Genomic DNA, 20839 nt, shown 5'->3' with positions numbered 1-20839 from the left:
CCTTTTCTGTCTCAGTTTATTGCTTTACACCTTTTTCTATCTCTAAAATCTTTGTCAGAACTTGCTGCGCTTGTTTATATTCCTGCGCCTCGATTGCATCATTCATCGTTTTCAGCTCTGATCCTACATCTCCATAAGCCGTATAAATGGTCTGGTCTTTTTTTGATAAACCATCCCACACTTTCGGCTTTTTAGCATCTGCATAAATAGTTTGAAAATCTTTCTCCATCTCCCGCAACTCCGCTAAATAAGCTGGATTACAAATGTCTCCATTCAATTTCAAATCTGACCATTTCGCGTAATTCCGCTTGAAATCTTGCTCCACTTCTAATGGTTTCGTCTCTTTTTCATCATGTGTACATTTTTGAAGTACTAATAAAAGTACTACAATCAATACTAAAAGCATTACCAAGACTATCCAAAATTTCTTGTTTTTCAATAATTTCCTCATCCTAAAACCCCCGTCTTATCACAATCTCAGCAAGTATATCATAAAAAAAGGCCAATTTTATATGCTTCTAGCAACGTTCAATTTTCTGTCACATTTGTACTTTCGATTATTAATTTTCTCTTTCAACATGTTAAACCCTATTCTCGGATAATCCCTATTTCAGAGAATATAAAAACAAGTCCCCGCCTAACCTTTCACCACACAAAAAAAGGTAGCACTCCGCAGAATGCTACCTTTCCCGTCCATATCCTCATAAAAAATACGGAACATCGTTATTAATAAAACTTCTTAAAAAATCATAAAATCTGTAAATTCACGTATAATTTCTTAATTAAACCAACCTTGCACGCCATTAGAAACGTAACTTCCAATACCTGTAAAGAAGGAGCCTACTGCTTGAGCGGAAAGCATGAACCAGTTTGCTTTTTCAACGTCGCTGGCAGTTAGTACGTCGATTGTTTCGGTTTGTTTTCCGTCAAGGTAGCCTAGGTCATCTCCATCTTTTAGAGATACTTCCATTTCGCCGACTGTCGTACCTTTTTCAACGGGTGCTTCGATTTTTTTCTCTTTTAGCGTTACTTTTGTGTTTAGTTTAGGTGAATTGTCGTTCTTAGGTACAACTAGCTTCACAGCGTCTTTTGTCACAAGTCCAACTGTATCTTCTTTGCCTTTATTTACTGCGAGCGTAGAAGGATCTTTCACTTTAGAGCCTGCTTTTTGTACTTCTTTTACTTTAAAATTGTTAAAAGCGTAGTCGAGCATTTTGTTAGTTTCGTCAAAACGGGCACTTGTATGTGCGCCAGGTGCTCCGCCGTTTGCATGAAGAACGACTGTGATAACACGCATGCCATCTTGCACAGCTGTTGCAGTTAAGCACATTCCAGCATAATCAGTTGTCCCTGTTTTCAAACCATCTACACCTTGGCGACCATAAATTAGGCCTGGTAGTAGCCAGTTCCAGTTGGACATATCAATTTGATCTGATGTGCCTTTGCGGAATTCTTTTTTCGTGATGCTTGCTGTTTTTAGTACGTCTGGATAATCATCAATTAAGTGTTTCGCCAACTTCGCCATACCGCGCGCCGTCATTTGATTTTCGTCTTTTGGCCCACCTACTTGTTCCTCGCCTTTTAAATCTTCATTGTTAAGACCAGTCGAGTTAACAAATTTGTGCTCACCTAATCCGAGTTTTTCTGCTTTTTTGTTCATCGCGTCAACAAAATCTTTTTCAGATCCTGCAATTTTTTCAGAAAGCGCAATTGCTGCGCCGTTTGCAGAGTAGATTGCCATCGCTTCATATAATTCTTGCACCGTATAATCTTCACCAAGTCTAAGCGGTACGTTCGATAGTGATGTGTCTTGGGAAACTTTAAACGCATATTCAGAAATGGTTACTTTATCGTCCCATTTTAATTGTCCCTTATCGATTGCTTCCAGTAGTAAATATTCATCCATCATTTTCGTCATGGATGCGATACCCATTAGCTTGTCAGCGTCTTTTGAATATAAAATTTTTCCAGTACTCTCTTCAATTGCGATTGCTGCATTTGCATTTACGTTTGGTGCTTCTGCGGCTTGTGCTGCTTTCGGACTTACTAAGAAGCCACTCACTGCGAGGGATGCTGCCATGATTGCAATCCCTGTCTTTTTCATTATGTTTTTCACTGCAACTTCTCCTTCATTTGAGCAAACTGTTGGCTCATTTTATCTATATTTTAATAAAGAAATCTACTTTAAAAATTCCCTTTTTGAAATAGATTTCATTTTTTTGGCGGATACTTTCATATTTTACCATGATTTAGCAGTGTCGTATATAAAACTTTTCGCCCAAAAGTCCGTTTTCTAGCGAGAAATTGGCAAAAGGATATGCGATGGGTAATCCGGGCTATGGTAAATGGTTTGGTGCGCGATTTGGCTTTCGGTGGAATTAATGAAACTATCGCCAGTGTTTGGATTCGGGTCAAATCGCGGAAAATTACTAGAAGATATTTCGATGCGGATTTGATGACCTTTTTGGAATAAGTTGCTCGTTGCCCATAGATCAATGGTGTATTCGTTAATCTTATTTTGGACTTGATCACCGTGTTGTTTACTCGCGCGAATAATTCCGTCTGCTAGGTTAAACGCGGTGCCATCAGGAAAAACATCTACTAGTTTAGCGGTGAAATCTGTGTTGGGGGCATCTGTTTTCGCCCATAAATTCACTTGGACTGGTCCAGTTACTTCCAAATCTGCTTCTAGTGGCGCCGTTGTATAGCAAAGAATATCATCCCGAAGTTCTAGGTGCTGCTGATCACGTGGACCATCGGCGTGTAGTTCTTTATGAAGCGTTCCCCCGCCATTTGAAGGGACTGGATTTTCTGGGTTGTAAGTAAAGTTTACTTCTGAGGTTTGTTTTGGTGGCGTAAATTCAGCCGTTACTTCACCAGTTTTAAAATAAAGTGGGGTAAAATCGGTATTTTGAGGTGGCCAAGTGTCTGCGGTTTTCCAATCATTTAAGCCCATAACAAAGTAGTTTATCGGGGCTGTTTCAGGGAGTGGCTCTTGTTTTAGCCAATGATTGAACCATTCCAGATGCCGCGCGTGCATATTTGCTTCGCCCCATTTGGTAGCTGCCATTCCGAAGTCACGGTCACCAATCATTTGGCCGAAATTGGCATGTGTCCAAGGCCCAATGATGAGTTTATCACCAAGAGCACGGTGGTGACCATTTTGGAAATTAGCAATGGTTTTATCTAAAAAGCAGTCGTACCAACCGGCAACATGGAGTCCGGGTATATTGATTTTATCATAATTGCTTTTTGCATCGATTTTTTGCCAGTGGTTGTGGGTTGGTTCATAATTTAGCAGCTCTGAAAAATAAGGCATTTCTTTCTGACCAATTGCTGGCCAATCCTTATATGGTTTAAATTTATATAGTTCATCTATATTATCTAGATTTTTCATTAAGTTGTTGGCAGCTTTTTCTAATTCTTCACGTGTATTGTATTTACGCGTTAGTAGATTTGGAAGCATTGATTCTAAATTCCATGTTTCCCACATGCCTAATTCCAGCGCGCCATCATGATCATTGAATACATCCGTCATGCTATTTTGCGCCATAATCGGAGCAATTGCTTTTAAATGCGTGTTACCACTTAACGCGGCTAGAATTTGCGTGTAGCCGTAATATGACAAACCGAACATGCCGATATCACCATTAGAATAAGGTAGGTTAGCCGCCCATTCAATTGTGTCATAACCATCGTCCACTTCCGCTATGTACGGGACAAATTCCCCTTCTGATGCGTATCTGCCACGAACATCTTGAACAATAACAATATAGCCTTGCTCCGCTAAAATATTAGGACGAATAAAATGTAGCCCATATGACTTGCTGTACGGCAATCTCGTTAGTAAAACTGGATACGTGCCTTCATCTGCCGGACGATAAATATCTGCATATAAAGTCACCCCATCGCGCATTTTTGCTGGAATATCTGTTTCAATTATTAATCGATTATGTTTCACGTGAAACATCTCCTTTTTGATATTGATTGCCATTTTATTGTTTCGTATACGAGGGACTATGTCAAACAAAGCGACCCACTCAGATTGAGTGGGTCGCTTTGTTTATGCTTATTTATCTAGCTTTAGTTTTGCAAGTGCTTCTGCCATTGGATTATTAAATGGTTCATCTTCTTGCTTGTTTTGTTTCTTCATGAATTTAGCTACATCTGTTTTGGATACGTTTTTATTTTTTTGCTTATCGCGACGTTGTTGGAATGCAGACAGTTTTTCACGGTGTCCACAAGCGCACACGAAAATCTGCTTGTCTCCTTCGCCACGCATTTCCATACGTTTGTGGCAATTCGGGCAGCGAGCATTCGTCGTTCTTGAAACGGATTCACGGTGACCACATTCACGGTCCTGACAAACTAACATTGTGCCGCGTTTGCCTTTTACTTTTAGCATCGGTTTGCCACAATCCGGACATTTTTGCGATGTAATGTTATCGTGACGGAATTTTTTATCGTTTTGCTTGATTTCGGTTACTGCTTTTTTGGCGTAATCGCGCATTTCTGCAGTGAATTTACGATAATCAAGTTCACCTTTTGCGATTTTAGATAGTTTTTGTTCCCAGCGCGCCGTTAGCTCTGGGGATTTTAAATCTTCCGGGACTAATTCGAGTAATTGACGTCCTTTAGAAGTAATTTGGATATCCTTGCCTTGTTTTTCTAATGAGAAACTATTGAATAGCTTTTCGATGATGTCTGCACGGGTTGCAACAGTTCCAAGTCCGCCAGTTTCGCCAAGTGTTTTCGCTAGCGCTTTGTTGGAGGATTCCATGTATTTAGATGGATTTTCCATTGCAGAAAGTAACGTCGCCTCGTTAAATCTTGCTGGAGGTTTCGTTTTGCCGGTTTCTAAATTTACTCGTTTAACTGGGATTTTGTCGCCTTTTTGCATTTTGGTTAATTGATCCGGTTCGCGCGCTTCCCCGTAAATGCTTTTCCAGCCAAGCGATTTAACAACTTTCCCTTTTAAAGTGAAGTCTTCTTGGCCAATTTTGGCTTTAACTGAAGTTTCCTCGTAAATATATGGGTCCGAAAGCACTGCTAGGAAACGTTTGACAACAAGGTCATAAATTTTCCGTTCTTTATCACTTAAATCTCCAAGTGAAACGGGTTGCTCGGTTGGGATAATAGCGTGATGGTCACTTACTTTGCTGTTATCGACAAATGATTTGTTCGCTTTGATTGGTTTCCCGCTGATTTGACGAGCAGCTTTCGCATTTTCACCCACACCGCACGCAGCCAAGCGTTCTTTTAGCGTTGGCACGATATCTGTTGAAATAAAGCGCGAGTCTGTACGCGGATACGTTAATATTTTATGGCGCTCATATAATGTTTGCATAATATTTAGAGTTTCTTTAGCTGAGAAATCATATCGATTATTGGCATCGCGTTGTAGTTCTGTTAAATCGTACAATCCTGGTGAAAAAGTCTTCTTTTCTTTCATGGAAACATCCGTAATTACCGCATTTTCACCTTGTAAAGACTTCACTAATTTCTCGGCTAACGCTTTATCAAACGTTTGTCCATTGTTCCACGTGAAACATTCTTGCTCCGTTAGCGCAGTAATTCCGTAGTATTCACGCGGTTTAAAGTTGCGTATTTCTTCTTCACGATGTTGAATCATTGCAAGGGTCGGCGTCTGCACACGGCCACAAGATAGTTGTGCATTATATTTTGTCGTTAGCGCACGTGTAGCATTGATGCCTACTACCCAGTCAGCTTCAGAACGGGCAACAGCGGAGTGATACAAGTTTTCGTATGCTTTCCCAGGTTTTAAGTGTTCAAAGCCTTCACGTATTGCTTTATCGGTTACAGAAGAAATCCATAGTCTTTTTAGCGGTTTCTTGATTTTCGCGTAATCAATAATCCAGCGAGCTACTAATTCTCCTTCTCGACCGGCATCGGTTGCGATAACGATGGTTGTTATATCGGTGCGGTTCATTAACTTTTTAACCGTTTCATATTGTTTTCTCGTTTGCTTGATTGGTTCTAGTTTCATTTTTTCTGGAAGCATTGGTAAATCTTCCATGTTCCAGCTTTTGTATTTGGAGTCGTAGCGCTCTGGATCCGCTAACGTAACAAGGTGTCCTAGCGCCCAAGTTACTACATATTTACTGCCTTCTAAATAGCCATTCTTACCTTGTTTGGCACCTAATACTCGGCCAATATCTTTCCCGACAGACGGTTTCTCTGCCAGCACTAATGTTTTTGTCATCTGTCAAAACCCTCTCTTCTATCTTATTTCGCTGCCTCTTCTTGCAAAACGGCCAAGAATTCAGCGCCATATTTATCGCGTTTCATCGCACCGATACCTTTGACCTCAAGCAGAGCATCTTCCGTTTGCGGCATATAAGCACACATTTCTCGTAACGTTTCATCTGAAAAAATGATATATGGTGGCACTTTGTGTTTCGCTGCCAGTTCACGACGGACTTCCCGTAATTTCTCGAAAAGGTCACTATTTACGTCAATTTTAACTTTTTCAGCACGTTTCGCTTGTTTGCGTTCTACTTTGAGCTCGCCCCGTAGAACCGATACCGCTCTATCGGTCAGTTTCAACGAAGGAAATTGGCTATCGGTTGGTTGCAAATATTTTTCTGCAGTCAAGTAATCAATTAATTGCAAGACGTCTTTTTGAGAAGCATCTTTCATTAACCCATACGTGCTGAGTTCTTCAAAGCGCCAATCTTTTACTTTCTGGTCAGCAGAACCCGTCAAAACCTTAGCAATTAGCACTTTTCCGAAACGCTCACCCATTCTTTTAATACATGAAAAAACTTGTTGCGCTAAAATAGTAATGTCCGTGGCTTCTCTTGTATCTAAGCAATTACTACACTTGCCGCAGTTTTCTTCGTCATCACCAAAATACTGAACGATGTATTTCTGCAAACAAATTTCTGTATAACCATAGCCCGTCATTTGGCGGAGCTTAGCGAATTCATTTTGTTTGCGTTCATCATCCATTTCGGATTGTTCAATTAAAAACTGCTGAATACGGCTATCTTGCGGCGAAAATAGTAAAATACAATCACTCGGAACCCCGTCTCGACCAGCACGACCAGCTTCTTGATAGTAAGCTTCGATATTGCGCGGAATATTATAATGAATAACAAAGCGCACGTTGGACTTGTTAATTCCCATCCCAAAGGCGTTCGTTGCAACAATAACGCGAATATCATCGTATAGAAACTTCTCCTGCCAATCTTTTCGCGCTATATCAGTCATACCACCGTGGTACATGCCTGACTCAACGCCTTTTTTAAGCAAGAAATTGTGCAGGCGCTCCACTTCTTTTCGTGTGGAAGCATAAATAATTCCAGATTCTGTCGCATTTTCCGTTAAATAGTCAACCAAATACTTATCTTTGTCTTGTCCTTTTACGACTTGAAAGGCTAAATTGTCTCTGGAAAATCCAGTTTTAACAACCGAACTCGCATTTATTTTTAATAGTCGGCAAATATCATCCGAAACAGCTTGGGTTGCTGTAGCAGTCAGCGCGATAACGAGCGGGCGCCTAGTCATGTTGTCTAAACTATCGCACAGTGTCAGGTAGCTCGGCCGAAAGTCATGGCCCCACTGCGAGATACAGTGCGCTTCATCAATCGCAAACAACGAAATCGGTACTTGCTCAATTAAACGTTGGAATCCCGGTGTTTCAATTCGCTCTGGCGCAATATAAAGCATCTTTAGCTCTCCAGAAAACGCGGCATCCAAGCGGATATCTATTTCTCTATTAGTCAGTGTACTATTAATAAAAGTAGCTGCTATCCCTTCTGAGACTAGCGCATCTACTTGATCCTTCATAAGTGAAATTAGCGGAGAAACAACAATGGTTAAACCGTCAAAAAGAAGTGCTGGTATCTGGTAACAAAGCGACTTCCCGCCACCAGTCGGCATGATTGCTAGCGTGTCTTCTCCTGCACAAAGCTTCGAAATAACGTCTACTTGCCCATCCCGAAAATCTTGATAACCAAAGTTTTGCTGTAAAATAGCTCTTGCTCGCTCTATCATTATCTTTTTTCACGCCTCCTCTATAGAAACAGTATAGCGGTTTTATGACTGTAATTGAAGCCTTTTGGGGAAATTCGTGTTTTCTCGCGGTTTTCTTATTTTTATAGTAGAAATAAAAAAACAGAAACCTCTTTTGGAAGAGATTCCTGCTTTTTCGACCTTAAGAAATACTATAGTTTGGTGCTTCTTTTGTAATTTGAATATCATGTGGATGACTTTCACGAAGCCCCGCGCCAGTCATACGAACGAAAGCCGCTTCTTCGCGAAGATGTCTTAAATCAGGCGAGCCAGTGTAGCCCATACCTGAACGAATACCGCCAACTAGTTGGAAAATAATGTCAGCAACGGAACCTTTATAAGGAACGCGACCTTCAATACCTTCAGGAACGAGTTTTTTCGCGTCTGCTTGGAAATAACGATCTTTAGAACCGTGCTCCATCGCCGCCAAACTGCCCATACCACGATACGTTTTAAACTGACGACCTTGGAAAATTTCTGTTTCACCAGGACTTTCATCAGTTCCAGCGAGCATACTTCCAAGCATAACTGCATTCCCTCCAGCAGCTAAAGCCTTCACGATATCACCAGAATATTTAATGCCGCCATCCGCGATAATTGTTTTACCAAATTCGCGCGCAACCGTCGCACAGTCATAAATAGCCGTGATTTGTGGTACCCCAACGCCCGCAACAACACGTGTCGTACAAATCGAACCAGGACCAATCCCAACTTTTACAATGTCCACGCCGACTTCAAAAAGAGCACGTGCTCCTTCTGATGTCGCAACGTTTCCAGCAACAATTACTACATCTTTAAACGTTTGACGGATTTCAGAAATTTTATTTATAACACCTGCTGAATGTCCGTGCGCAGTATCAATAACAATCGCATCCACACCCGCTTCGATTAATTTCTCTACGCGTACAAATGTGTCATTCGTAATCCCAACAGCCGCAGCCGCAAGTAGTCGACCGTGCTTATCTTTAGCAGAGTTAGGGAATTCAATTACTTTTTCGATATCTTTAATAGTGATAAGCCCTTTTAGGATACCCGCTTCATCAACAAGTGGTAATTTCTCAATACGGTGCTTTTGAAGAATCTGCTCTGCTTGTTTCAGCGTAGTTCCAACTGGTGCTGTCACTAGGTTTTCTTTTGTCATAACATCTTTAATCACTGTGGAGTAATCAGAAATAAAACGTAAATCGCGGTTAGTTAAAATCCCAACCAGTTTGCGCTCCTGCTCGTTGTTCACGATTGGAACACCAGAAATACGATATTTACCCATCAAATGCTCTGCAGCAAAAACTTGGTGATCTGGAGTTAGATAAAATGGATCAATAATAACGCCGCTTTCGGAACGTTTTACTTTTTCGATTTCTTCTGCTTGTTGCTCAATACTCATATTCTTATGAACAACACCGATTCCGCCTTGGCGCGCAATAGCAATCGCCATTTTCGCTTCTGTAATTGTGTCCATTCCGGCACTCCAAATTGGTACATTTAATTTGAGTGATGGAGCCATTTCTACACTTAAATCTACATCATTTGGTAATACGTCCGATTTCGCTGGAACAAGTAAAACATCATCAAATGTTAAGCCTTCTTTTGCAAATTTTGTTTCCCACATGGGTCGCAAACACTCCTTTTTTATTGGTATCCGCTTTTTTATATAGAAAAAACGCATCATCTTTTCCTTATTTTGATAAAGAAAAAATGGTGGAAAATATCCACATCATGCGACTTGTCTTTTATAATCATGCTGAAATAGCCAATGTATATTTTTAGTTATTGAATATGATGTTACAAGAAGCTAGGAGCTATGTCAAGAAGGTTTTCCGTTGTTGTTTTATTCAGAAAATATAGTAAAAAATGTTTCACGTGAAACATTTTAAAAAGCCGTCTAAGATTGTTATCTTAAACGACTTCGCTATTTATTAATTCGTTATATAGTGTGGCGTTTTCTTCATCGAAACAAACAAAACGTATCTCTTCAATACTGGAATCATATTCTTCTTCCATCCATTTACGAACGGTATAAAGCGCTACTTCGGCTGCTAGTTTTTTCGGAAAACCATACACACCAGTCGAAATATTAGGAAAAGCAATTGATACTAAGTCTTTTCCAGCTGCTAAATCTAATGCTTTCCAATAACAAGAAGCCAGTTTGTTTGCTTCCTGATGCTCGCCGTCTTTCCAAATTGGCCCTACAGCGTGAATAATATAGCTCGCTTTTAAATCACCCGCAGATGTAATGACTGCTTCACCAGCCGGACATGAGCCAATTCGATTAATGACTTCCTGACACTCTTTTAATAAATCAGGTCCCGCCGCTTGATGGATAGCACCATCCACTCCACCGCCGCCTAAAAGACCCGGGTTCGCCGCGTTCACAATGACATCCACATCTTGTTCTGTAATATCGCCTTTTACAACTGTAATCTCCATACCATCACCTCTTTTCTTCATTCTAATTTATTTGGAGGGCGATTTCCAGCAAGGCGATTATCCACGTTTACTAACTGCGTAACTATAATTACCTTCATACACTGTCAATTGCTTATTCTCAAGCCAAATCACTCTAGAACAAAGCTGGTCAATAAAGTAACGGTCATGCGATACAGTAATGATTGTCCCAGTAAAAGTCCGGACTGCTTCTTCTAAAACTTCACGTGAAGCAATATCTAAATGGTTGGTTGGCTCATCAAGTATCAGCGTATTCACCGGCATATTAATAAATTGCGCCAACCGGAGCCGCATTCGTTCACCACCACTGATATTCGCCACTTTTCGAAAGACCATTTCCCCATAAAACATGAAACCAGCCAACATTTGACGCGCTTCTCCTTCTGTCACAGCGACCTTATCGCGAAACGCCTCGAGCACTGTCAGCTCTTCGTTCAGCTCTTCCATTTGTTGCGACAGCGAGGCGATTTTCACGCTTGCGCCGACCTTGATCACTCCGCCATCCGGGGTGACCTTCCCTTCCATTAATTTAAGCAAAGTGGATTTCCCCGCTCCATTTTCACCGATAATCGCCACTCGCTCCCCTTGCCTAATTTGCAAAGAGACATCACGCACAATTTCTTTCTCGCCAAAAGTTTTGCTTAATCCATCCATAACCACTACTTCCTGCCCACTTCGACCTGCTTCATCAAACTGTAATTGCATTTGTTTTTGTGTTAAAACTGGTCGCTTCACTTTCTCCATTCGCTCTAATGCACGCTCCATATTTTTTGCTCGGCGGAACATGGCATCATTTGGCGGATTAGCTTGCATCGCCCACTGTTGCAGTCGTTTGATAGCTTGCTGCATTTTTTTAATTTTCTTTTGTTGGTCTTTATAATCTTGGAATTCGCGTAATAATCGTTCTTCGCGTTCCTTTAAATATCCAGAAAAATTCGTGTGATAGACAATTAATTCACGATTCTCCAGCTCCACCATTTTCTGGACTACTTCATCTAAAAAGTAGCGATCGTGGGAAACAACGAGCACGGTTCCTGAATAATGTTGTAAAAACGCGGTCAACCATTCCACCGCCATTAAATCCAAATGGTTCGTCGGCTCATCTAGTAGTAATAAGTCCGTTTTTTGCAGTAATAAATGAGCTAGCGCTGCCTTCGTTTTCTCACCACCACTTAAATCTCCCCATCTCTGCGGCAGTAGCACACCAATCCCCAGCCCATTCACTACCTTATTCAAATTAGCATCCATCTCATAGCCACCAAGCTCGCCAAACAACGCCATTTTATCCCCATAACGATTCATTAGTTTTTCGCTTGCATTCGTTGCCATTTCTGCTTCTAATGAACGCAATTCTTTTTCCAAATCCTCCAGCTCACCAAAACTAGTCCGCAAATATTGTTCTACTATTATATTAGGATCCACGCTCGACAATTGCTCTAAAAGCCCAATCTTCGCTCCCTTTTTACTCGTTACAACCCCACTGTCAACACCCTCAGTCCCTTTTAAAATCTTCAAAATGGTACTTTTCCCTTCCCCATTTCGACCGATTAAACCGACGCGTTCACCTTCTTCTAATTGAAGGGAAACCTTCTCTAAAATAATATCCCCAGTAAAACTTTTAACTACCTCATTCATTGCTACTATTGTCATTTTATCCTCCATTTATCCAAGGAAGCATGGCAAAATGTTTCACGTGAAACAATTTTTTAGACAACAAAAAAAGCGTCAGACAAGCGCCCGACGCCAATTATAAGTATAATACTGATTTAGTACTATACAAACCGATCGCGTGACTCCATGCTTCTCTCATTTTTTCTCGTTATACAGTTTTTTGGGCAGACTTCGCCAATGTAACTGCAATGCCGGAAAAAATTGCACGGACAATATACAAAAATTTAGCTATACTAGTTCGCGCATTCAAAAGAAACATGTCATCTCACCTCTTTTCATTAATACATATAGAATAAGGGATGCTGCCTCAAATGTCAATTGTTCTCCCCCTCACATGCACGAAACACAGCGTTTCAGCTCAGAAACTTATACCATTGATGTGAAACACGAACCCAAAGCACCAAAATCTATTTACCAATTAGTCGAAACCGTTTACATTAATAAGGCAAGCAAAACTAAAACAGACTAATCGCACATAATTTTTGGAGGTGCCATAATGGAACATAATAAGTTGAAACCTTTCCCAAAAGATTTTCTATGGGGATCAGCTTCTGCAGCGTACCAAGTAGAAGGTGCCTGGGATGAGGATGGCAAAGGACCATCTGTATGGGATGAATTTGTTCGTATTCCTGGAACAACATTCAAAGAAACAAACGGAGACGTAGCGGTGGACAATTACCATCGTTATAAAGAAGATGTCGCTCTAATGGCTGAACAGGGCCTAAAAGCATATCGTTTCTCTGTCGCATGGAGTCGCGTTATCCCGCATGGTAACGGGGAAGTTAACGAAGCTGGACTGAAATTCTATGATAATTTGATTGATGAACTTCTTTCTTATGGAATTGAGCCGGTCGTTACACTTTACCACTGGGATATTCCGCAAGGGCTTCAAGACGAATATGGTGGATGGGAGTCGCGCAAAGTCGTAGAAGATTTCACTAACTACGCTGCCCTTCTATTCGAACGCTTTAACGGCCGAGTTAAATACTGGGTAACACTTAATGAACAAAACGTATTTATCTCACACGGTTACAAATTAGCGTATCACCCACCTGGCGTTTCTGACGACAAGCGTATGTTTGCGGCAAATCACAATGCGAACTTGGCGAATGCTTCTGCAATTGCTAAATTCCGCGAGCTAGGTACATCCGGAAAAATTGGCCCAAGTTTTGCTTACGGACCAAGTTACTCCATCGATGCCAACCCAGCGAACGTGTTAGCTTCTGAAAACTCCGAAGAATTCAATGCCCATTTCTGGATGGATGTTTACACATGGGGTGAATATCCGACTGCTACTTGGAACTGGCTGGAAGAGCACGGTCTTGCACCGGAAATCTTACCAGGCGATACGGAACTTCTGAAAAAAGGAAAACCTGATTTCATGGGAGTTAACTATTACCGCTCAATGACTCATGCATTTAATGGGAAAGACGGCGTTGGTTCTGGGAAAATGAATACAACTGGCGAAAAAGGCACTTCCGAGGAAACTGGTGTACCGGGGTTATACAAAAACACCAACAACCCTTACTTAGAGAAAACGAATTGGGACTGGGATATTGATCCAACTGGCTTGCGCATTGGCTTACGTAGAATTACTAACCGCTATAAATTACCAATCATGATTACTGAAAATGGTCTTGGTGAGTATGATAGCTTGACGGAAGACCACAAAATCCACGATGAGTACCGGATTGAATACATTCGCGCACATGCTCTAGCAATCCAAGAAGCAATTACGGACGGTGTAGAGATGCTTGGTTACTGCACTTGGAGCTTCACAGATTTACTAAGCTGGTTAAACGGCTACCAAAAACGTTACGGCTTCGTATATGTTGACCGCGACGAAAACGATGAAAAAGAATTAAAACGCTATAAAAAAGACAGTTTTTACTGGTATAAAAAGACAATCGAAGCAAACGGAGCTAATTTAGTAGAAGAACAGGGCAAATAAGCCTTGTTCTCTCTCTGCTTCAACCATTTTGGGAGGGAATTTTTAATGAAAAAAATATTACTTGTATGTGCGGCCGGAATGTCGACAAGCTTACTCGTTACTAAAATGAAAGCGCACGCAACCTCTGTTGGGGAAGAAATTGAAATTGAAGCATTACCAGTATCCGAAGCTAGCAGCGTAGTAGATAAAATGGATATCGTTATGCTTGGACCTCAAGTTCGCTACCAAAAACCGCAAGTGGATGAACTTGTACAAGGTCGCATTCCTGTTGTGGTAATTGATATGAAAGATTATGGTATGTTAAACGGGAAAGCCGTTCTTGAAAAAGCTTTCGCGGAAATTGGTTAAGGGAGTTTCATTCAAAATAGGGAGGTTTTAAAATGAGTATAATGTCAAAATTTGAACACGGCATGGAACGTGTTTTAGTACCAGTTGCGAATAAATTGAACTCGCAGCGCCATATTGCAGCAATTCGTGATGCATTTATTTTAGTTTTCCCATTAATTATGGCGGGTTCAATTATCACTTTGATTAACTTCGCAGTATTATCACCAGATGGCTTTATTGCAAAAATCTTATTCCTAGGGAAAATCTTCCCTAATTTAGCAGATGCACAGGCTGTATTTTCGCCGGTAATGCAAGGTTCGACCAATATTATGGCGATTCTAATTGTATTCTTAGTCGCGCGGAATCTCGCCATCTTCTTTAAACAGGATGATTTACTCTGTGGACTTACCTCAATAGGTGCATTCTTTATCGTGTATACACCTTACACAGTAGTTGACAATGCATCTTACATGACAATCAAATTCTTAGGCGCACAAGGCCTTTTCGTTGCGATTATTGTAGCGATTATTACTGGGGAAGTATTTAGCCGTCTAGCTAGATCCCCTCGTTTAATGATTAAAATGCCTGACCAAGTACCACCAGCAGTTGCTCGTTCTTTTAAAGTATTAATTCCAGTTATCATCATCACTATTCTTTTCTCTGTAATTAACTACTTAATCACTTTAATCGCTCCAGAAGGTTTAAACGACCTTGTTTACACAGTTATTCAAGCGCCACTTAAAGATATGGGAACTAACGTATTCTCTGTAATTATCATCGGGCTTGTTTCTAACTTACTTTGGGTTCTTGGTATTCACGGGCCTAACACTGTTGCGGCTATTCGTGACACCATCTTCACTGAACCAAACTTAGACAACTTATCTTACGTAGCACAACATGGTTCTGCTTGGGGCGCTCCTTACCCAGCAACATGGGCTGGCCTAAATGACGGATTCGCAAACTACGGCGGATCTGGTATGACTCTAGGTTTACTGATTGCTATCTTTATCGCATCCCGTCGTGCAGACTACCGCGATATCGCGAAACTTTCTCTTGCACCAGGGATTTTCAACATCAATGAACCAGTTATTTTCGGTTTACCAATCGTATTAAACCCAATTATGGTAATTCCTTTCATCATTACACCAGCAATCAATACATTAATTGGTTACTTCTTTATCTCAACAAAACTTATTCCACCTGTCGCCTATCAAGTGCCTTGGACAACTCCAGGACCACTGATTCCATTCCTTGGTACAGGAGGAAACTGGCTCGCGCTTCTGGTCGGCTTGCTTTGTCTAGCCGTCGCAACAGTCATTTATCTACCATTCGTACTTGTATCTAACAAAATTGCCGCGAGTGATGCTGCAATGGACAAAAATGCAACAGCCTCAACGGAACAATAGGATGTGACAAAATGAAAATTGCAGCTTTTGATATCGGTGGAACGGCCCTTAAAATGGGGGTCGTTTTGCCGCATGGTGAAATTATTTTAACAAAATCAGCCGAAATCAGCGGTAGCGACGGCGACCAAATTTTAGCAGAAATGAAAGTGTTTCTTGCTGAAAATACTGACGTAACAGGCATTGCTGTCAGCGCACCGGGCTATGTGAACCCGAAAACCGGTCTTATCACAATGGGCGGCGCTATCCGTAGATTTGATAACTTTAATTTGAAAGAATGGCTTGAAGCGGAAACCAGTCTTCCTGTTGCCATCGAAAATGACGCCAATTGTGCCCTACTTGCTGAAAAATGGCTTGGTAAAGGGCAAGAATTAGATGATTTTCTTTGTTTAACGATCGGAACTGGGATTGGTGGCGGAATTTTTTCCAATGGCGAATTAGTTCGTGGTGGTCGTTTCCGGGCTGGTGAGTTTGGTTATATGTTTAGCGAGCGTCCTGGTGCTTTTCGTCCTGGCAAATATACGCTAAATGAGACGACAACCATGCTTGTTCTTCGTAGACAATACGCGGAACTTACTGGGCGCCCTTTAGAAGAGATTACCGGCGAAGAAATTTTTGCTAAGTATGATGCGCACGACGCCGTCTCAGAACGACTTATTAATGAATTTTATACCGGGATTTGTACGGGCCTTTATAATTTAATTTACCTGTTTGATCCAACGCACATTTTTATCGGTGGTGGAATTACAAGCCGCCCTACTTTTATCGCGGAGCTAAAGCATCATATGGAGAGCTTTGGACTGCGTGACACAATTATCGAAACAGCAACACATAAAAATCAAGCTGGCCTACTCGGCGCAGTGTATCACTTTTTACAGGAGGAAAATAGACATGAATGAAATGGAAACAGTTATTTTTGGCATGATTAGCCAAGTTGGTTCTGCGAGAAGCAGTTACTTAGAAGGACTTCGTGCGGCTCGTGAAGGCAATTTTGAGGAAGCAGAAGCAAAACTAAAAGAAGGCGGCGAAACACTCGCAAACGGGCATCACGAACATCATAAGCTAATCCAAAAAGAAGCTTCCGGTGAAAAAGTGGAAATCCAATTACTTTTAATCCATGCAGAAGACTTACTTATCACAACGGAAACATTAAGAGAAGTTGTCACTGAGTTCGTACATGTATACAAAAAAATAAACTAATAAAAAGCGTGTAGGCCTCGAAAACCTGCACGCTTTTTATTATTCTTCTTGCTCTTGATTATAATTTTTCTTCGCCATCGCTTCCAGTAAAAATAGCACCGGAATTTGCGTCGTAATATTCGTCTTATCGACCATTTCTTGCGTCACATAATACGGAATGTTAACATCAGACAAGCCCGCAAGCGTATTGTGGCTCGTATTGGTGATACTAATAATCCGACTGCCATATTGCTGCATATTTTGCGCCTGTTCGAGCACCTGGTCCGTTTCGCCCGACACAGAAAGTATAATCATCACTGCTTTATTTTTAAATTGCTCTCCCGGGTTGGGATAAAATGGATCTTTAATATAAAACGTCCGCTTTTTCATATTGGAGAAAAAACGACTACCATACTCTGCTAAAATCCCTGAGGTTCCGATTCCGAAAAACACGACTAAATCAGCTTCATTGATAATTTCCGCCGCCGCGTCTAACACATGATCATAATCACGATTCATTGTCCGTTCAAAGAATTCCTCTAAAACTTCTACTGTATCCGCCGTTTTTTTCTTCACTTCACGCGTCGCTTCTTGTTTTAGCTTCACTTTAAATTCCGAAAAGCCTTCACAACCCAATTTTCTAGTAAAACGAACGATGGAAGCCGGCGAAACATGCGTCACTTCTGAAAGCTCACGAACCCTCATAAACATAACTTTGTCCCGATTTTCCATTATGTAACGGTATAAATGATGCTCTGTCTCTGTAAATTGTCTAATCACTTCATACGAAAACATAAGTTTATTCACCTCATCTGTATCAGTATTTCCCGGGAAATAAAAACAGGCGACCAGCTCGCAATATGCAATTTAGGTCACCTGTCCGTGTCCATCTTCTTATAAGGATGGAATATTTTTCTTTTTCTTCACATAGAAACGTAGGGCAATAATAATTGCACCACCAACTGTGTTAACAATCGGACTTAACGCTACATTGATATTTGGAGGAATTGTCACTTGTACAATCGTCATTACAAACATCCATATCGCAATGACTCCGACCGCTACTAGTAAGTATTTTATTGTTCCACCTTTTTGGCCTGCGCGCATGTTGGATGCGTATTTACGTAAGATTAGCATCGCGAAACCACCGACAACTGCAGTGATTACTAGCACGATAATTCCTAAAGTCTGTGCATTTTTTTGGAAATAAGCACTAATTCCAGAAATCAGCATCATCGCTCCAAGTACAAGGAGTCCGCCGTCAAGAACTAGCCACCATTTGTCCGTATTTTGCTCAACCGTAGCTGCTTTCACATCTAAAGAAACAACATATTCTGTTGGTGTTAAATTAAATAATTTTCTCGCTGTTATGCCTTTTTTCTGTTCGGCTAAAATCTTTTCACTCATTTCATAAACAATCACTTCTTGTTGTTCTTCGCCGTAATGAGTTCCTCGCAAATGCTTTTCAACTTCCATTACATATTGCAAATTCCGCTTTGTTAAATTAGCTTTTAATTCAGCTAACTGCGGTTTATTCGTTTCTGTTTCTGTGGTCAATGCTAAATCCTCCCTCACTCATTCTATCCTCTATTATACCGGACTTACCTACTATAAAAAAGCTATTTTTTTAATTCGTTTTAGACATTTGGAAAAGCCCACGCATTTTATTTAAAATGTAGAGTGCTAAAACAAAACTAGCCACCGTCGAACCAATTCCCCAAGCCAAGTAACCAATAAAACCAAGCTCTGTATCCGTCACCGCCAAATTAGCAGCAGCCATCCCGACAAACAACGAAAATAACACTAAAAACGGCCATTTCACCCATGAAAAAGCAAACAAATTACCACTCCGTTCAATATGCTGCTTCTTATATAAAATTAAAATAGCTATAACCATCAGCATGCTCAATATCACGCTATAAATTACCGCGCCAAATGAAGGCGATTCAAACGAAAACGGAGAAAATACATTCACATAATCCTCAAACCGCAACAGTTTAGACATCCCTTGATCCCCACCATGCGGCCAAATAAAGTTATACAGATTATCTAAAGTAGGATTTAACACATTCGGCAATAACATCACTCCAAACGCTACAAATGCCGAAGCAATCGGCGAACCTATCAATAAACCAATTAAAATAGCTACTAAAAATATAACAATATAAGAAAATAACCCGCCAACAATATCAACCCAAAATTTCGCTGCATCAAACTGGATATATTCTGTTGGTACTTGCGACAAGAAATAAGCTAAACCAATACCCATAGACCCAATGTAACTTAATGCAATCGTCGCTATCCCCATAATCACTTTAACCCCAACAATGTGCGTCCTTTTATATGGTAGCGAGGCAGTAAAACGATTTGCCCTTGTGTATCGCTCAAAAATAACCGCTAAAACCCCTAAAATAAACACACTTATCTTAATCAACGTAAAAAACATCTCCACTTGAAAATAAAACATAAATGGCATGTAATCCACAAACTCATCTTGAACAAAATTAGTGTACATCGGCACCGCCAAATAAGCGACCGTCAAACTAGCCTTCATTTCTTCATCAGACGTTTTAAATTCCGGATTTTCTTCCTGTTGTTTTATAAAATCACTGGATTCATAGTAGTCCTTTTGACTGTGCCATCTGTCCGCGTCCGACATTAAACCTAACGTAATCCCCAGAAAAAAAAGTAACGCCACGCCCAAAAGCATCCATCTCATATTGCGCCATTCCCGGTACCATAACCCTCGATTAAACATGATTAGTCTCACCCCCTGCTATATCTCGTAATAATCTATTTTATCATTCGCCAAATGCACCGTGAAAATATCCTCTATCGTTATCGACATTTCTTCCAATAAAACCGGTTCCTCTAAACGCAAATCAGCTAGAAAACCGCTTGCATTTTCCGTCACTAAAAGCGTGTAAATTCGCCCATTTCGATACAATAATTGCGCATTATTTTTCACAAATTCAGGTATTTTTTTCGTCTTAAAGGCCACCTGTATTTTAACCGCATCTGTCCGCATATCCTCTAAATAATAATCCAGCTCCACGCTCGCGCCCTTTAGAACTATCACCCGGTCCGCAATCGCCTCAAGCTCTTCCAAACGGTGAGACGCAATCACCACACTCGTCCCGCGCTTCTTCACCGTATCCTTAATAATCGCCAAAATCTGTTTTTTAATAATAATATCGAGCCCGTCCATCGGTTCATCCAGCAACAAATACCGAACATTTAGCGAAAAAGCTAAAATAATAAAAAATAAAGCCTTTCGTCCCTTTGAAAAAGACAGTAATTTCGCCTTCATCGGTAGTTCAAATTGCTTCATTAGCTCCATAAAAAACGCTTCATCAAACGTTGTGTAAATTTGCTTATAAATCTTCACAACCGTGTGCACGCTGTATGTATTAAAATGATTCATATTATCTTCCAAGAAAAATAGCTGTTGTTTCACTTCTGGGTGTTTAAAAATACTCTTCGAATCTAAGAAAACATCGCCCTCATCTGGCAAATAAATCCCTGTCATCGTCGAAAATAATGTCGTTTTCCCAACACCATTTCGACCAATTAAAGCCGTTACCTCGCCAGCTTTCAAATCAAATGAAACATCCTTCAAAACCAAGTTATCATCCATCTTTTTAGTTAAGTTCCGAATTTCCATTTTTCCACCTCTTTCACTCATTATATAAGCTCTGTACTATTTTTTCTACACTTTTAAAAACTTTCTATCAATTCACGAAAGAAAGTTGCAAACCAATCATTATACTAATTTCACATATTGCGGTAAAATATCTCTATATGAACTTATTTAAAACCCCTGAGG

General features: G+C 40.6%; 18 protein-coding genes. 6 read left to right on the top strand and 12 right to left on the bottom strand.

The window, feature by feature from the left end:
• Window positions 1-16: 16 nt before the first annotated feature.
• The 8 genes from HCJ30_RS08630 to abc-f all read right to left on the bottom strand — a co-directional run bounded on the left by HCJ30_RS08630 (window position 17) and on the right by abc-f (window position 12132).
• Window positions 17-451, bottom strand: a complete 435-nt coding sequence (locus HCJ30_RS08630; protein ID WP_185391822.1) for a hypothetical protein — start codon at window positions 449-451, stop codon at window positions 17-19.
• A gap of 327 nt (window positions 452-778) precedes the next feature.
• Window positions 779-2116, bottom strand: a complete 1338-nt coding sequence (gene pbpD1 / locus HCJ30_RS08625) for a D-alanyl-D-alanine carboxypeptidase PBPD1 (RefSeq protein ID WP_185391821.1) — start codon at window positions 2114-2116, stop codon at window positions 779-781.
• Window positions 2117-2293: 177 nt separating this feature from the next.
• Window positions 2294-3961 (bottom strand): CocE/NonD family hydrolase, encoded by a 1668-nt coding sequence (locus HCJ30_RS08620; RefSeq protein WP_185391964.1) that lies wholly within the window; start codon window positions 3959-3961, stop codon window positions 2294-2296.
• A 108-nt stretch (window positions 3962-4069) separates the two neighbouring features.
• Window positions 4070-6223, bottom strand: coding sequence for a DNA topoisomerase III (locus HCJ30_RS08615; protein WP_185391820.1), 2154 nt, complete (start codon window positions 6221-6223; stop codon window positions 4070-4072).
• 23 nt (window positions 6224-6246) lie between these two features.
• A complete protein-coding gene (gene recQ / locus HCJ30_RS08610; RefSeq protein ID WP_185391819.1) occupies window positions 6247-8019 on the bottom strand; it encodes a DNA helicase RecQ in 1773 nt (590 codons plus the stop codon).
• A 160-nt stretch (window positions 8020-8179) separates the two neighbouring features.
• A complete protein-coding gene (gene guaB / locus HCJ30_RS08605; protein ID WP_185391818.1) occupies window positions 8180-9646 on the bottom strand; it encodes an IMP dehydrogenase in 1467 nt (488 codons plus the stop codon).
• A 287-nt stretch (window positions 9647-9933) separates the two neighbouring features.
• On the bottom strand, window positions 9934-10464 hold the full coding sequence (locus HCJ30_RS08600) for an ADP-ribose-binding protein (protein ID WP_185391817.1): 531 nt from the start codon (window positions 10462-10464) through the stop codon (window positions 9934-9936).
• Between the two features lie 57 nt (window positions 10465-10521).
• The gene (gene abc-f / locus HCJ30_RS08595) at window positions 10522-12132 is read right to left on the bottom strand and encodes a ribosomal protection-like ABC-F family protein (RefSeq protein ID WP_185391816.1); all 1611 of its coding nucleotides are present in this window, start codon (window positions 12130-12132) and stop codon (window positions 10522-10524) included.
• Window positions 12133-12271: 139 nt separating this feature from the next.
• On the opposite strand from abc-f, the gene HCJ30_RS08590 reads away from it, so the two are divergent.
• From HCJ30_RS08590 to HCJ30_RS08565, 6 genes are read left to right on the top strand one after another with little or no spacing between them, the layout of a single operon-like run.
• Window positions 12272-12622 carry a hypothetical protein gene (locus tag HCJ30_RS08590; protein WP_185391815.1) on the top strand — a complete coding sequence of 117 codons (351 nt, stop codon included), beginning with the start codon at window positions 12272-12274 and terminating at the stop codon, window positions 12620-12622.
• A 27-nt stretch (window positions 12623-12649) separates the two neighbouring features.
• Window positions 12650-14104, top strand: coding sequence for a glycoside hydrolase family 1 protein (locus tag HCJ30_RS08585; RefSeq protein ID WP_003725314.1), 1455 nt, complete (start codon window positions 12650-12652; stop codon window positions 14102-14104).
• A gap of 45 nt (window positions 14105-14149) precedes the next feature.
• Complete coding sequence (locus HCJ30_RS08580) at window positions 14150-14452, top strand: PTS sugar transporter subunit IIB (protein ID WP_061394699.1); 303 nt, start codon at window positions 14150-14152, stop codon at window positions 14450-14452.
• Between the two features lie 32 nt (window positions 14453-14484).
• Window positions 14485-15837, top strand: coding sequence for a PTS sugar transporter subunit IIC (locus HCJ30_RS08575; RefSeq protein ID WP_003725316.1), 1353 nt, complete (start codon window positions 14485-14487; stop codon window positions 15835-15837).
• An 11-nt stretch (window positions 15838-15848) separates the two neighbouring features.
• A complete protein-coding gene (bglK, locus tag HCJ30_RS08570) occupies window positions 15849-16733 on the top strand; it encodes a beta-glucoside kinase (protein WP_185391814.1) in 885 nt (294 codons plus the stop codon).
• Window positions 16726-17034 (top strand): PTS sugar transporter subunit IIA, encoded by a 309-nt coding sequence (locus tag HCJ30_RS08565; RefSeq protein WP_003722125.1) that lies wholly within the window; start codon window positions 16726-16728, stop codon window positions 17032-17034. The genes bglK and HCJ30_RS08565 overlap by 8 nt, the downstream gene beginning before the upstream one ends.
• A gap of 39 nt (window positions 17035-17073) precedes the next feature.
• On the opposite strand, the gene HCJ30_RS08560 is transcribed toward HCJ30_RS08565, so the two are convergent.
• The 4 genes from HCJ30_RS08560 to HCJ30_RS08545 all read right to left on the bottom strand — a co-directional run bounded on the left by HCJ30_RS08560 (window position 17074) and on the right by HCJ30_RS08545 (window position 20677).
• Window positions 17074-17808, bottom strand: a complete 735-nt coding sequence (locus HCJ30_RS08560; protein ID WP_031672067.1) for a MurR/RpiR family transcriptional regulator — start codon at window positions 17806-17808, stop codon at window positions 17074-17076.
• A 99-nt stretch (window positions 17809-17907) separates the two neighbouring features.
• The gene (locus HCJ30_RS08555) at window positions 17908-18570 is read right to left on the bottom strand and encodes a DUF1129 domain-containing protein (RefSeq protein WP_185391813.1); all 663 of its coding nucleotides are present in this window, start codon (window positions 18568-18570) and stop codon (window positions 17908-17910) included.
• A 70-nt stretch (window positions 18571-18640) separates the two neighbouring features.
• The gene (locus HCJ30_RS08550; protein WP_185391812.1) at window positions 18641-19771 is read right to left on the bottom strand and encodes an ABC transporter permease; all 1131 of its coding nucleotides are present in this window, start codon (window positions 19769-19771) and stop codon (window positions 18641-18643) included.
• A gap of 18 nt (window positions 19772-19789) precedes the next feature.
• Window positions 19790-20677, bottom strand: coding sequence for an ATP-binding cassette domain-containing protein (locus HCJ30_RS08545; protein WP_185391811.1), 888 nt, complete (start codon window positions 20675-20677; stop codon window positions 19790-19792).
• Between the last annotated feature and the right edge of the window lie 162 nt (window positions 20678-20839).

It is taken from the genome of Listeria cossartiae subsp. cossartiae (assembly GCF_014224155.1).
In the GTDB taxonomy this organism is placed as follows: domain Bacteria; phylum Bacillota; class Bacilli; order Lactobacillales; family Listeriaceae; genus Listeria; species Listeria cossartiae.
This window is presented reverse-complemented; position numbering and strand designations above follow the sequence as displayed.

Coding starts and splice junctions, on each gene's coding strand:
- HCJ30_RS08630 (WP_185391822.1), bottom strand. CDS start 451: ATGAGGAAATTATTGAAAAACAAGAAATTTTGGATAGTCTTGGTAATG.
- HCJ30_RS08615 (WP_185391820.1), bottom strand. CDS start 6,223: ATGACAAAAACATTAGTGCTGGCAGAGAAACCGTCTGTCGGGAAAGAT.
- recQ (WP_185391819.1), bottom strand. CDS start 8,019: ATGATAGAGCGAGCAAGAGCTATTTTACAGCAAAACTTTGGTTATCAA.
- guaB (WP_185391818.1), bottom strand. CDS start 9,646: ATGTGGGAAACAAAATTTGCAAAAGAAGGCTTAACATTTGATGATGTT.
- HCJ30_RS08600 (WP_185391817.1), bottom strand. CDS start 10,464: ATGGAGATTACAGTTGTAAAAGGCGATATTACAGAACAAGATGTGGAT.
- abc-f (WP_185391816.1), bottom strand. CDS start 12,132: ATGACAATAGTAGCAATGAATGAGGTAGTTAAAAGTTTTACTGGGGAT.
- HCJ30_RS08585 (WP_003725314.1), top strand. CDS start 12,650: ATGGAACATAATAAGTTGAAACCTTTCCCAAAAGATTTTCTATGGGGA.
- HCJ30_RS08580 (WP_061394699.1), top strand. CDS start 14,150: ATGAAAAAAATATTACTTGTATGTGCGGCCGGAATGTCGACAAGCTTA.
- HCJ30_RS08575 (WP_003725316.1), top strand. CDS start 14,485: ATGAGTATAATGTCAAAATTTGAACACGGCATGGAACGTGTTTTAGTA.
- bglK (WP_185391814.1), top strand. CDS start 15,849: ATGAAAATTGCAGCTTTTGATATCGGTGGAACGGCCCTTAAAATGGGG.
- HCJ30_RS08565 (WP_003722125.1), top strand. CDS start 16,726: ATGAATGAAATGGAAACAGTTATTTTTGGCATGATTAGCCAAGTTGGT.
- HCJ30_RS08560 (WP_031672067.1), bottom strand. CDS start 17,808: ATGTTTTCGTATGAAGTGATTAGACAATTTACAGAGACAGAGCATCAT.
- HCJ30_RS08550 (WP_185391812.1), bottom strand. CDS start 19,771: ATGTTTAATCGAGGGTTATGGTACCGGGAATGGCGCAATATGAGATGG.
- HCJ30_RS08545 (WP_185391811.1), bottom strand. CDS start 20,677: ATGGAAATTCGGAACTTAACTAAAAAGATGGATGATAACTTGGTTTTG.